Genomic DNA, 13509 nt, shown 5'->3' on the forward strand with positions numbered 1-13509 from the left:
AATGATTTTTAAGGTATATTATCAGGATTCCAAAACAGAAGTACCGGTTAGAGAAAAAACAAAAACGATATTTGTTGAAGGAAATTCTGAAAGAGATGTCCGCACAAAGCTGGCTGATCGTCCATATAATATTGAGTTTGTAACAGCCGTGGAAGGCGAATTCTTGGAATATGAAAAACAAAGTGAAGACTTTAAAGTATTGGAGATTGGATAATTTATGAAATTTGTTAAAAATGATCAAACGGCCGTTTTTGCATTAGGCGGCCTGGGAGAAATCGGCAAAAATACGTATGGAGTACAGTTTCAGGATGAAATAATCCTAATAGATGCGGGGATAAAATTCCCTGAAGATGAGCTGCTCGGAATTGATTATGTTATTCCTGACTATACCTATTTAGTAAAAAACGAAGATAAAATAAAAGGATTATTTATTACACATGGGCATGAAGACCATATTGGGGGAATTCCTTATCTATTAAGAGAAGTGAACATCCCTGTTTACGGCGGAAAACTTGCTCTTGGCCTTCTTAGAAACAAACTTGAGGAACATGGCTTGCTAAGGCAGACTACCCTGCATGAAATAAAGGAAGATGACATTATAAAATTCAGAAAGACTTCTGTTACTTTCTTCCGCACAACTCATAGTATTCCGGACTCATATGGGATTGTTGTTAAAACACCTCCTGGACAAGTTGTCCACACAGGAGATTTTAAGTTTGATTTCACTCCTGTTGGTGAACCTGCAAACTTAACTAAAATGGCTGAAATCGGAAAGGAAGGCGTCCTTTGCCTGCTTTCAGATAGTACAAATAGTGAAATCCCTGAATTTACCATGTCTGAGCGCCGTGTAGGCGACAGCATTCACGACATCTTCCGAAAAGTGGAGGGCAGGATTATTTTTGCGACATTCGCATCCAATATCCACCGTCTGCAGCAGGTGACAGAAGCGGCCGTAACAAACGGCAGAAAAATTGCTGTCTTTGGAAGAAGTATGGAAGCAGCGATCAATATCGGCCAGGAACTTGGATATATTCAAGCCCCAAAAGATACTTTTATTGACGCTCACCAAATCAATCGCATGCCTGCCAACCAGGTGACAATCCTATGTACAGGCAGCCAGGGTGAACCGATGGCGGCATTGTCAAGAATCGCTAACGGAACCCACCGCCAGATTCAAATTATTCCTGGAGATACCGTTGTATTTTCTTCTTCACCAATTCCAGGAAACACAATCAGTGTCAGCCGTACAATTGACAGGCTATCCCGTGCAGGCGCAGAGGTTATTTACGGAAAATTAAGCGATATCCATACCTCAGGACATGGCGGCCAGGAAGAACAAAAGCTTATGCTTCGTTTAATCAAGCCAAAGTTCTTCATGCCGATACATGGTGAATACAGAATGCAAAAAATGCATGCTAAATTGGCCGTTGACTGCGGTGTGGATGAAGAAAACTGTTTCATCATGGATAACGGTGAAGTACTGGCACTCAGCGACGATGCTGCACAGGTTGCCGGTAAAATCCCTTCAGGTTCTGTTTATATAGATGGAAGCGGAATTGGGGATATTGGAAATATCGTCCTTAGAGACCGCCGAATTCTATCTGAAGAAGGTTTGGTTGTCGTAGTAGTAAGCATTAATATGAAAGACTTTAAAATTGCTGCAGGACCTGACTTGATTTCCCGCGGATTTGTCTACATGAGAGAATCAGGAGACTTAATCAATGATGCCCAAGCTCTTATTACAAAGCACTTAAGCAAGGTAATGGAACGCAGAACAACACAATGGTCTGAAATCAAAAACGAGATCACTGATACACTTGCTCCATTCCTTTATGAAAAAACCAAACGCCGTCCAATGATATTGCCAATCATTATGGAGGTTTAAGAAAAAAAGCTGTATCGCTCATTTGAGAGATACAGCCTTTTTATATTTGGATTCTTCATCTTTGGCTTAAGACATTACTTTCTTTTCAAAGCGGTTGATATCGACATCCGCTCCTATAACAATCAGGATATCATCATATTGGATTTTTTCATTTGCCTGAGGAGATACAATGATTTCATTTTTTCTTTTAATTGCTACAATATTAATTCCATATTTGGCACGAATATCGAGATCAATAATGCTATGTCCTGCAAGCTTTTCATTCGCAACAATTTCAACGATGCTATGCTCATCGGAAAGCTCAAGATAATCAAGAACGTTATTTGAGACGATACTATGGGCGATCCTTTTGCCCATATCTCTTTCAGGATGGACAACATGGTCCGCTCCTATTTTCCTTAATACTTTTTCATGATAATCATTTTGGGCTTTAACGGTTATCTTATTGACTCCGAGTTCTTTTAAAATTAAAGTCGTCAGGATGGAGGCCTGGATATTGTCTCCAATAGCAACAATAACATGGTCAAAATTCCTAATCCCCAGGCTTTTAATCACCGATTCATCAGTGGTGTCGCCAACGACTGCATGTGAAGCGATTCTGGCAAATTCGTTTACACGATCTTCATTTAAGTCAATCGCCATTACTTCCATACCCTCTTCAGCAAGCGCACGGCAAATACTGCCCCCAAACCGGCCAAGGCCGATAACAGCAAATTCCTTTTTCACATTTATTCCTCCAACTTATAAACAGAGTAATTTTGAGAATTAATTCAAAATATTCATTATAAAATTCATCCACAAGTATTAACTATGCTGCTATTTTAGCACAATTCGTAAGTAAAGAATAACTCATACTCATTACAAAGACCACTCTCAAATTCCTGTTTAATTCTATTTGTCCATAGATTTCTGGCTCTTTTGGCTTGTATGCTCTTGGAACAGTATCATTCTATTATGCAAATATTTTATGGAAAGGAAGTTACAGTCGTTTGGGCAAGTAGGGAAATATATACAAAACGTATTAAGTTTACCATTTTACAAAAGAAAATTTATGAATTTATACTATTGAAAATGAGGAAATAATTTAAAGAAGAGAAGGTTAACAATAAAAAGAAGCAATGAAAGAAACTAAATAAAAAAAACCTCCCAAAAGAAGGTTTTAGATTGCTTCCAGCATATTAAATTGGGCTTTTACTAAATGATAATATTCACCTTTCATATCCATTAGCTGATCATGATTTCCTTGTTCAAGAATATTTCCATGATCCAAAACAAAAATTTGGTCAGATTCGCGAATGGTTGAAAGTCTGTGTGCAATAATTATGGCCGTTCTGCCTTTTAAGAGTGTCTTTAATGCCACCTGGATTTTCATTTCAGTCTCAGTGTCTATGCTTGCAGTTGCCTCATCGAGGATGAGAATGCGCGGGTCTGCTAGCAAGGCGCGGGCAAAGGATAGAAGCTGTCTCTCCCCTACAGAAAGGATATTTCCTCGTTCCTCTACTTCGGTCTTATACCCATTTGGCAGTTTTTCTATAAACCCATTTGCGCCTACAGCTTTGGCAGCTTCTATTACTTCGTCATCCGTAGCATCAGGTCTTCCAAAACGGATGTTATCAAAGATCGTTCCTGAAAAAATAAACGTATCCTGCAGAACTACACTAATTTGATGTCGCAAGCTGGATAGCGATACATCCCGCAAATTATGGCCGTCGATCTTCACAGCCCCGCCAGTTGGGTCATAGAAACGGCTGATTAAATTGGCAATCGTTGTTTTTCCGGAGCCTGTATGCCCAACAAGTGCTACAGTCTGCCCGGCTTTCATTTCAAGGCAAACTCCGTTTAAAGCAGTTCTTTTCTCATTATAGGAAAATACGACATCCTCAAACTCAATATGACCCTTTATTTCATGAAGATCAATTGCGTTCGTTTTTTCTGAAACAATTGGTTTTTCATCAAGAAATTCGAAAATCCTTTCTGAAGAAGCCATCCCCATGAGAAGCTGATTATATACCATCCCAAGCCGGGAAATCGGCTCCCAGAACATGCCCAGGTAGAATGCAAAAGAAACAAAAACACCGATGGTAATAGCGTCAGTCTGGATTAAATGCGAACCATACCAAATTAAAACACCAGTGCCTAATGCATTGGTCAATTCAACAAGCGGCCTGAACATAGCGTTTTTCTGTGAGGCTGTCCGCCAGCTTTCAAAATTCTCTGTATTCACACCATCAAAAAACGCCATATTTTCTTTTTCCTGTGTAAATGATTGAGTAATTCTGATTCCCTGAATGCTTTCATTTAAATGGGAATTCAGCTTGGATTGTTTTAACCGAACCGTTTGCCAGGATCTTCTGATATTTCGCCGTAAAGAGGTAGAAATAAAAAACATGATCGGCAATATGACCATAATGGCCAGTGTCAGTTCCGGACTTAAAGTAAATAAGATAATAAAGATACCAGCAAGCATGATTAGGTCCATTAGCAGGTTGATTACACCATTAGTGAATAGCTCCTGCAAAGAGTTAATGTCATTCATTATCCTTACCAATATGGACCCTGCCGAACGCTGGTCAAAGAAACGGTGTGAAAGCGTCTGGACATGCGTAAAGAGGTGCTTTCGAATGTCATAGATAACACTTTGGCCAAGCATATTCATCCATTTGATCCGGAAATAGTTCGCTAAATATGATATTGTGTAAAGTCCAGCTATCCACGCAACTAGAAATGCCAGAAGCTGGCCATCCTTTTCAATTAAGGCCTTATCGAGCGTATAAACACCTATTAAAATAGGAATTACCAGCCTTACACCAGTATTGATCAATACCATAATGATAGAAAGGGGCAGCAAGTCCTTTCGGTATGGTTTCATATAGCTAAAAAGTCGCAGCATTTGCTTCCAGTTGAACGGTTTCTCAATTACTTCTTCTGTTGAATATTGAAATCTGTTTAATACTTTTTCATTTTTCTCTTTTTTCAAATGGACACCTCCTAGCCTGCGTGTGATTGGAGAACCTTTTCACGGTCCTGATATTGAATATCGTAAATTCTCTGATAAGGGCCGTTATTCTTAAGCAGCATTTCATGCGGACCTCTTTCTGCTACTGCCCCATTTTCCAAAACCATAATTTCATCAGCATGTTTAAGAGAAGAAATTCTGTGGGCAATAATAAAGGTTGTTCGGTTTGCCATAACTTCTTTCAACGCCTTCTGTATCCTGAATTCAGTTTCCATATCTACTGCACTTGTAGCATCATCCAGAATTAAAATGCTTGGGTCAGCGCAAATGGCCCGCGCAATAGCAATTCTCTGTTTCTGGCCTCCTGAAAGGCCCATTCCCCTTTCCCCAAGAACAGTATCGTACTTTTCTGGAAGCTCCATGATAAAATCATGAGCCTGTGCACGTTTGGCTGCCTCAATAATCTCATCCATCGATGCATCAGGTTTCCCGAAAGCTATATTCGCTTTTATAGAGGAAGAAAATAAAAATGATTCCTGGAGTACAAAGCCAATATTTCTTCTAAGAGACTTAAGAGAGTAATCCTTTACATTAACACCGTCAATAAGCACTTCACCTTCAACAGGCTCGTAAAATCTTGTCATAAGCTGGGTAAGACTCGTTTTCCCTGACCCCGTTGAACCGATTAAACCAATGATCTTCCCTGGCTGTGCATGGAATGTTATTTTGCTTAACGCACCTTTATCTTCCTCTGTGTATTTCAGGGTAACATCGCGAAATTCAACCTCCCCTTGCAGGCGTTCAACCGCGACAGAAGATTCTTTGCTTTCAATTTCATTATCAGCTTCCAATATTTCTAGCAGCCGTTCCCCTGATGCCTTTGATTGTGAAAAAAGGTTCACAATAAAACCAAGGTTCATAATTGGCCACATGATGTACCAAACAAGGCTATAAAAGGCGACAAGCTCCCCTGGCTTTAAACTGCCATTCATTACTAGATAACCGCCGTAAGCCAGCAACAAAACGACGCTTAAATTACCCAAAAACTCCATTAACGGAAAGTACTTAGCCCAAATATCCGAAGTAAACAGATATTTGTCTTTATAGTCGCGATTGGAATTATTAAATTTATTGATCTCGTAATCTTCTCTTGATAGTGATTTCACTGTATTGATGCCGCTAATGTTTTCCTGGACTTTGGTGTTCAGGCGTCCGAACGATTTGCGTATACTCCGGAACGCCGGGTGAACAGCCTTATCAAACTTGAATGTGACGACTGCCAGAAAGGGCAGCGTTATGAGAGTTACTATAGTCAATGAAATAGAATAGTAGAACATGACTGATATGCTGATTAAGATTAATAAAAAGAAACGGATTAGTTCTGAAAAACCGAATGAAAGAAAAAATCGAAAACCTTCTACATCTGCAGTTAAACGTGACATTAAATCTCCTGTTTTTGCGTTATCATAATATCTAAACGGTAAAAACTGCAGCTTTTCATAAAGTGCATTCCTAAGCTTGTAAACAGATGTAATACCAAATAAATCACCTGTATATTGATGGATATACGTTGCAGCACCTTTTACAGCCATGATGGCAATAAACCCTAAAGCCAAATAAGGAATCCATTCATATTTCCCTCCCATTACAACCTCGTCAATTGTAACTTGCAGAATCATGGGATAAACAGCTGTGATAGCTGTTACTATAAACAGAAATAGAATTGACCACATAAAATAATTTTTAAAGGGCCAATAATATTGCTTTAATTTTTTAAATGTTTCCATCTGCATTCCTCCCTCAAGTCCTGGAAAATTTAGAAAAATCAGAACGTATTATTAAATATATCGGGTTTCGAAGTATTTATCTACCCTTTTTTGTGTGAATTTTCCACTTTTTTTAAAGCATCCTGTAGTTAAGTTTATCCCAAACCCATCCGTATATTAAAATTGCTTCAAAAATCGGTAGAAAGGCTTAATTTCCCCTTAATGTGTTTCGGGCAAAAAAAAGACCAGGCATTTGCCTGATCACTTGGGTTTACTGTTCGTTTTTCTTCATTTCATCCAAAACACGATTTACACGCTTTTCGAGCATTTTCATGCCGCTTCCACCAGCCTGGAAGTGACGAAGATTGCCGTCCTTATCAAAAACATAATAAGCCGGAACATATTGATTTTCAAAAGCTTCAGTCAGCTTATGCTCGCTGTCCACAAAAATAGGCTGTGAAATATCATGCTCTGAAGCTGTTTTCTTAATAACATCAAGATCTAAGTCATTCTCGGAGCGAGGCATGTGCACAGCCACTACATTCAATTGGTCTTTATATTGATCACGGAACTCATTTACTTGCGGCATCGCCTCTTTGCACAAATGGCAGCTCACTGACCAGAAATGGATAAGTGTTGGCTTTTCACCAATTACCTGTTCCTTTGTCACTTCTCCATTAAGCCATTCTGTTGCGCCAGACAGCTCCGGCATTGGTTCACGAAGTTTCATCGAAATACCTCCTTATTGATGATTACGTTTTAAAATTAAAGCTTTTAGTGCAAGAAAAGACCTAACAATCGTTAGGCCTTTCCTATTTAAGTTATAGAATTCTATATTATAGAGTTTTTTGGCCTGGCTTCCAGTTAGCTGGGCAAAGTCCGCCAGTTTGAAGAGCCTGAAGCACACGCAAAGTTTCATCTACGTCACGGCCAATGTTGTTGTGGTTAACAACAGAGTACATTAATTCGCCTTCAGGGTTGATGATGTATAGTCCGCGAAGAGCTACACCTTCTTCTTCAATTAAAACACCATAGTCGCGGGATACAACATGGTTTGTATCTGCTGCTAATGGATATTTTAAATCGCCAAGACCATTGTCTTTACGGTCTGTGTTGATCCATGCCAAGTGAGTGTGGATTGTATCAGTGGATACACCAATTACTTCTGCATCAAGATCTTCGAACTCATCATAACGATCAGACATAGCAGTGATTTCTGTAGGACATACGAAAGTGAAGTCCATTGGGTAGAAGAAAAGTACTGTCCACTTATCGTTTTTCATGTTTTCTTCAAGACTTACTTTACCAAATTCCTTGTTAGCCATTACAGCGTCCATTTCGAAACGCGGTGCTTGTTTACCTACCATACGTTCTGGCATGTATAATCCCTCCATTATGTTTATTAAATGAGAATTTCTTATGTATATTCTCATTTGTACCTTTCATTCACAACTATTATTATAGCGACTTTAACTTTTTGAGTCAATATTAAATTGTAATTAATTTAATTAAACACAAATTACAATTTAAGTAAATAAAAGCCCATTACATGTTTTGCCCTTTTTAATTAAAAATTAAACAATCATTCGGCTTGTCCAATTGGTATATTTTCCATTTAAGTTTACCAAAACTGCCAGGAATAATAAAATGAAATGCTTTTTTATGACCGTGTTAGAATCCAAAGTCCTGTTGCATATGAAGCAGCATTGCGTTAAAATGATGACTTTAATCAGACTAAAAGGGAGTGTAGGAATGGAGAAATTAAATTTCTCGCAAATAAATTGGGAAGCCATCCTGATTGAAGCGGGAATTATTTTATTGAAGCTTGCAGCCATCTATATTGCATTTCTAATCGTAAAAGCTGCAGGGAACAAAATCATACATAAAAGTTTTGAAGGAATTAAAAACAAAGAAAAGGTTTCACCGGGCAGATCCAAAACTCTGGAAAGTCTGGCCAAAAACATTTTCTCTTATGTACTTATTTTTATTTTTATTGTAACTGTCCTTCAGATATTTGGAATTGAAGCAACTGCAATTCTTGCCGGCGCAGGAGTTGTTGGGCTGGCTATCGGCTTTGGGGCTCAAGGGCTGGTAAGCGATGTGGTTACAGGCTTTTTTATACTCCTTGAGAGGCAGGTTGATGTCGGAGATTATATTACCACTGGAAGCTACTCGGGGATTGTTGAACAAATTGGGTTAAAAACAACACAAATCCGCGGCTTTGACGGTACATTGCACTTCATTCCAAACCGTGAAATTACAAGTCTGAGCAATCACTCGCGCGGTAATATGCGGGCACTCGTTGATATAGGAATATCCTATGATGACAATATTGACGAAGCAATCGCCGTCCTTCAGGGGGTATGTGACAAAATTGCTGCAGAAAACCAGGCAATTGTAGAAGGCCCGAATGTAATTGGCGTACAAACACTAGGTACTTCCGATGTCGTATTAAGGGTCATTGCCAAAACGGAAAACATGGAGCAATGGGCTGTTGAGCGGGAGCTAAGAAAAGCGCTTAAAGAAGCCTTGGATGCACATGGAATTGAGATACCATTCCCTCATCAAGTTCTTATACAGAAGCACGCAGGTACGGAACGTGAAAACGGGTAACTTTTAGAAAAATAATGCTGATTCCGCGGAGTCTTTTGAAAAAGGATCCGTAGAATCAGCTTTTTTATATTGGCTATGTTAAAGCTCATTGTTGGTTTTAGCACCCTATTGATTCAGCAAAGTTTAATCGTGAGTTTAATGCTTTTATTCGCTAATTTTGACTTTTCTTTGCTAAAATGTCGGATTTGTTAGCTAACTTTTCAGGTTTATTCGCTAGGTTCTCCTTTTTATTCGCTAAGTTCACAATTTGATACTTTTCCCCTGCCAAAAAAAGGATGCCTGCAGCAGGCATCCCTTATCAATTAACCTTTATATTTTAAATAAGAGGCAATAAACTCAATGGCCTTTTCTATTGCCTGTTCTTTCGGATTTAACTTGGCATGGTGAAGCCCATATTCCGAATCGACGCCAAGCCAAAACATGAATCCTGGAATATCTTCGAGCATATAGCCGAAATCTTCTCCTGTCATGGCTTCCCGGCATTCAACAACATTCATTTCTGTGTTTGCGCGGGTAAAATCCATGAATTCCCTGGTTAAGTTTTCCTCATTGTATACCTGGTGATACATGCTTCCAAAGTCAATGGCAGTTTCACACTCATACCCAACTTCAATGCCCTTTACAATAGCCTGTACCCTGCTTTTTACTTTTTCCATAGATTCAGGTGACAATGTCCGGATGGTTCCTTCAAGCCTTGCTGTTTCAGCGATTATATTTTGTACAGTGCCGCCCGTAATTTTTCCAATTGTAATGACTGCACTGTCAAGCGGGTCCACATTTCTCGAAACAATTGATTGGAGCTGGCTGACCAATGCACAGGCTGCAACAACCATATCATTTGTTTTATGCGGATATGCTGCATGGCCGCCTTTTCCTTTTAAATGAATAAAAAGTTCGGATGTGTTGGCGAACAGCAAGCCCTCTTTTAAGGCGATGGTTCCTACAGGATACTCGGGAGCAATATGCAGAGCGATAATCATGTCAGGCTTCCATTCCTGCATAACATCCGATTTCAGCATTGGTTCAGCTCCGCCTGGCCCTTCTTCCGCCGGCTGAAAAATAAAAAGCAAGTCATCGTTAATCCGGTCCTCTGCAAATCTAGTGATCAGCCCCAAAGCAATCGTCATATGGAAATCATGGCCGCAGGCATGCATCTGTTCACTATGCTCCGATTTGAAAGACAAGCCCGTTTCTTCAACAATCGGCAGCCCATCAATATCAGCGCGGTACCCAATCATTCTGGAAGGGTTCTTGCCGCTGATTTTCACAAAAATACCTGTTTTCCATGTCTTTATTTCCATATTTTCTTGCGGGAGAGAATATAAGTAGTTTAATAAAAATTGCTGTGTTTTAAATTCCTGAAACCCCAATTCAGGTATTTTATGAAGTTCGCGGCGTATCTCTGTAAAAGGATTTGTCGCACCCATGCCAGATTCCCCCTTCTATCTATTTAAGAAAAAGCGCGGATAGGAGATCCACGCTTTTTGCTTTATGGCAATTATAGTTGACGAAGTTCCTGCTTGATTTCTGTTTTGGACTTTGTTTTCTCATCGATTTCTTTGATAACGCGTGCCGGTGTCCCTGCAACAACTGTGTAAGGAGGTACATCGTCAATAACAATTGCACCTGCAGCTACAACAGCTCCTTTACCCACTGTTACTCCCTCAAGGACAACAGCGTTAGCACCGATGACAACATCGTCTTCAACAACAACCGGTTTTGCTGAAGGAGGCTCGATTACGCCTGCCAATACTGTTCCTGCACCAATGTGGCAGTTTTTGCCGACAGTAGCTCTTCCTCCAAGGACAACGTTCATATCGATCATTGTGCCTTCGCCAACTACAGATCCAATATTAATGGATGCACCCATCATAATCACCGCATTATCGCCAATTTCAACCTGGTCGCGGATAATCGCACCAGGCTCAATGCGCGCTTTAATATTTTTCATATCAAGCAAAGGAATCGCAGAATTTCTGCGGTCATTTTCGATAACATAATCTTCAATCTTTTCCTGGCTGGATTCAATAGCCTGGCTTATCTCAGCCCATTCGCCAAATACAACCCCAGTATTTCCGTTTAGAAAAGTTTTAGCAGAAGGCCCGAAGTCGACCCCTTCTAAATCTCCTTTTACATAAACCTTTACAGGTGTTGATTTTGTGCTATTTTGGATAAAAGATATAATCTCGTTTGCATCCATCATTTTCATATTAAAAGTCCTCCTCTATGTATAACTTTACAACTAGAATTACTTTAACAAACAAAAGCATTGAAAACAAGAAAAATAACATGGAATTTTCGTGTTAATTAATTAACTAGTATACCCGACCTTTTCTGCTAATTCTGGCACACAGTTCGAAATAGATAAGGAGAACCAGCCAATTATTTCCTTTCCTCTTCAATATGCTCTTTGATTAATTCAGCAAATGCCTGCACCTGTTTCAGCTGGAATGAAGATTCATAGCCTAGCAGCCAAGTATCGCGCTTGATGGGCATGTTATTTTCATCCAGCAAGGGAATCTTAAAAATATTTTTTTCTGCGCCATTCAAGGTAATAGCCGGAAGTATCGCATAGCCAATTCCATTAAAAGTCATCTGTTTGCATGTCTCAATTTGATCGACCACAATTGTCCGTTTCGGTGATGTTTTAAACTGCCTTAACCACCAGTCCTGGATTTCCTGGTAGTAGTTTGAATCACTCTTAAACTGAATAAAGGGACGGTCAGTTTCAAGAACCTGTTCAGGCCTTGTAATCTCTGTATCTACAAGGTAAAGGCTATCCTTGAAAAGAGGGATCTTAATACCTTTCCAGTCAGGCGTGCCGCGGATAATTCCTATATGGACCTGGTCATCATAAAGAGATTTTAAGATTTCACTGCTCCAGCCGGTTATCAGAGAAATTTTCGCTTGCGGATAGCGGCTGACGAATTTCTTAAGTACCTGCGGCAGCCAATTCTGGCCTACGATTGAAGCAACTGCTATTTTCAATGTTCCGTGAACTTCCGAGTTAAGGGCTGTGATCGATTCCCTCACTTTTTCTTCCTTGGCAAGGACTTCATTGACAAATTGAATGACAAGTTCACCGGCCGGGGTCAGGGACAACCCTTTCTGCGAGCGGATGAAAAGCCTGCTTCCCCATTCTTTCTCAATGTTCACAAGTCGTTGGGAAAGGGCTGGCTGGGATACAAATAATCTTTCAGCTGCTTTTCTCATATTCATTTCCTGAGCCAACACTGATAGAAGGTGAAATTCTGTAAGTGAAGACATTCCCATCTCCCCTTCATAACTTTTTCTTATAGTATATCTTAATTTTATTTAAATTTCATTATCAAGAGAATCCGAATAAAATGAAATCAGGAACAGGAGGTGGAGGAAAAAAATGGATCTTTTTATTTTTACCTTTATTGGGTTTATTGCAACATTTATTGGCACATTGGCAGGCAGCGGAGGATTGATTGGCATGCCCTCATTGCTAATGCTGGGTGTTCCAATCCATACAGCCATAGCTTCAGCTAAGTTCTCTAATATTTTCAGCTCATTTTCTAGCTTCCTTGTGCTCCTTAAGGAAAAAAAGATCACTTTTGCATCTGCAGCCAAGACTGCTCCCTTTGCATTAGGTGGAGGAATTACAGGAGGGTTGCTGGCAAATACGATTTCTGAAAAAACGATGACAATCATTGCTGTGATATTGCTTTGTTTTGCTCTCATTCTTACAATTATAAAAAAACCATCCGAAAAGGAAGGGGCTGAAAATACAAAAGATACCTACCCTTATCTGTATGGCATCGGCGTCTATGACGGCATGTTCGGCCCTGGGCAAGGGACATTGCTGATGTTTTTGTACTTAAACAGGGGCTTTTCTTACTTAAAAGCAATGGCCTTTACCCGTTTCCAAACCTTTGTCAGCTGTTCAGGTTCCATTTTTTCATATGTAGCTGCCGGCAATTTCAATATCAGTATTGCCATATTCCTTGCCACCGGATCCATCATTGGGGCCCAAACAGCAGTCAGATTGGCAAACAAAATCTCTATTAGAATACTCAAAATGCTGCTGCATACCATTACAGTCCTTTTAATCATCCAGCTTTTAATAAAAATCTTCTAACAAAAAAGCTCTGCATTTCGCTGCAGAGTTTTTTATTTAGGCTCTATTAGACTTGCCTGTTGATTTCCGCTCCAGGCACTCAGCGAAGCGCGGGTGGTCAGGGAGCCTCCTCAGAGCAAGCGCTTGCGGGGTCTCCCTTTGACACACTCCTCCCGCTGGAGTCTCGCGCCCTCCGCTTCAATCA

General features: G+C 39.9%; 12 protein-coding genes. 4 read left to right on the forward strand and 8 right to left on the reverse strand.

Annotated elements, in window-relative coordinates:
* Position 1: 1 nt before the first annotated feature.
* The gene (locus IQ19_RS14330) at positions 2-214 is read left to right on the forward strand and encodes a DNA-dependent RNA polymerase subunit epsilon (protein ID WP_110067316.1); all 213 of its coding nucleotides are present in this window, start codon (positions 2-4) and stop codon (positions 212-214) included.
* Positions 215-217: 3 nt separating this feature from the next.
* Complete coding sequence (gene rnjA, locus IQ19_RS14335) at positions 218-1885, forward strand: ribonuclease J1 (protein ID WP_144543069.1); 1668 nt, start codon at positions 218-220, stop codon at positions 1883-1885.
* 66 nt (positions 1886-1951) lie between these two features.
* Here the strand turns inward: rnjA and IQ19_RS14340 are convergent, their stop codons facing one another.
* The 5 genes from IQ19_RS14340 to IQ19_RS14360 form a co-directional block, all read right to left on the reverse strand.
* Complete coding sequence (locus IQ19_RS14340) at positions 1952-2611, reverse strand: potassium channel family protein (protein ID WP_026584904.1); 660 nt, start codon at positions 2609-2611, stop codon at positions 1952-1954.
* Between the two features lie 433 nt (positions 2612-3044).
* Positions 3045-4862 (reverse strand): ABC transporter ATP-binding protein, encoded by a 1818-nt coding sequence (locus IQ19_RS14345; protein ID WP_144543070.1) that lies wholly within the window; start codon positions 4860-4862, stop codon positions 3045-3047.
* A gap of 11 nt (positions 4863-4873) precedes the next feature.
* Complete coding sequence (locus tag IQ19_RS14350; RefSeq protein ID WP_144543071.1) at positions 4874-6628, reverse strand: ABC transporter ATP-binding protein; 1755 nt, start codon at positions 6626-6628, stop codon at positions 4874-4876.
* A gap of 250 nt (positions 6629-6878) precedes the next feature.
* Positions 6879-7337, reverse strand: a complete 459-nt coding sequence (locus tag IQ19_RS14355; protein WP_144543072.1) for a TlpA family protein disulfide reductase — start codon at positions 7335-7337, stop codon at positions 6879-6881.
* A gap of 106 nt (positions 7338-7443) precedes the next feature.
* On the reverse strand, positions 7444-7986 hold the full coding sequence (locus IQ19_RS14360) for a peroxiredoxin (RefSeq protein WP_110067322.1): 543 nt from the start codon (positions 7984-7986) through the stop codon (positions 7444-7446).
* 373 nt (positions 7987-8359) lie between these two features.
* On the opposite strand from IQ19_RS14360, the gene IQ19_RS14365 reads away from it, so the two are divergent.
* Positions 8360-9220 carry a mechanosensitive ion channel family protein gene (locus IQ19_RS14365; RefSeq protein ID WP_144543073.1) on the forward strand — a complete coding sequence of 287 codons (861 nt, stop codon included), beginning with the start codon at positions 8360-8362 and terminating at the stop codon, positions 9218-9220.
* 302 nt (positions 9221-9522) lie between these two features.
* Here the strand turns inward: IQ19_RS14365 and IQ19_RS14370 are convergent, their stop codons facing one another.
* The 3 genes from IQ19_RS14370 to IQ19_RS14380 all read right to left on the reverse strand — a co-directional run bounded on the left by IQ19_RS14370 (position 9523) and on the right by IQ19_RS14380 (position 12487).
* Positions 9523-10647: an N-acetyldiaminopimelate deacetylase gene (locus tag IQ19_RS14370; RefSeq protein ID WP_144543074.1), complete on the reverse strand. Its 1125-nt coding sequence runs from the start codon at positions 10645-10647 to the stop codon at positions 9523-9525.
* Between the two features lie 71 nt (positions 10648-10718).
* Entirely contained in the window at positions 10719-11429 is a 711-nt protein-coding gene (gene dapD / locus IQ19_RS14375) for a 2,3,4,5-tetrahydropyridine-2,6-dicarboxylate N-acetyltransferase (protein WP_144543075.1), read from the reverse strand.
* 173 nt (positions 11430-11602) lie between these two features.
* The gene (locus IQ19_RS14380; protein ID WP_144543076.1) at positions 11603-12487 is read right to left on the reverse strand and encodes a LysR family transcriptional regulator; all 885 of its coding nucleotides are present in this window, start codon (positions 12485-12487) and stop codon (positions 11603-11605) included.
* 112 nt (positions 12488-12599) lie between these two features.
* Between IQ19_RS14380 and IQ19_RS14385 the strand changes: the two genes are divergently transcribed.
* Complete coding sequence (locus tag IQ19_RS14385; protein ID WP_144543077.1) at positions 12600-13325, forward strand: sulfite exporter TauE/SafE family protein; 726 nt, start codon at positions 12600-12602, stop codon at positions 13323-13325.
* Positions 13326-13509 lie beyond the last annotated feature (184 nt).

It is taken from the genome of Cytobacillus oceanisediminis (assembly GCF_007830235.1).
Lineage (GTDB): Bacteria > Bacillota > Bacilli > Bacillales > Cytobacillaceae > Cytobacillus > Cytobacillus oceanisediminis.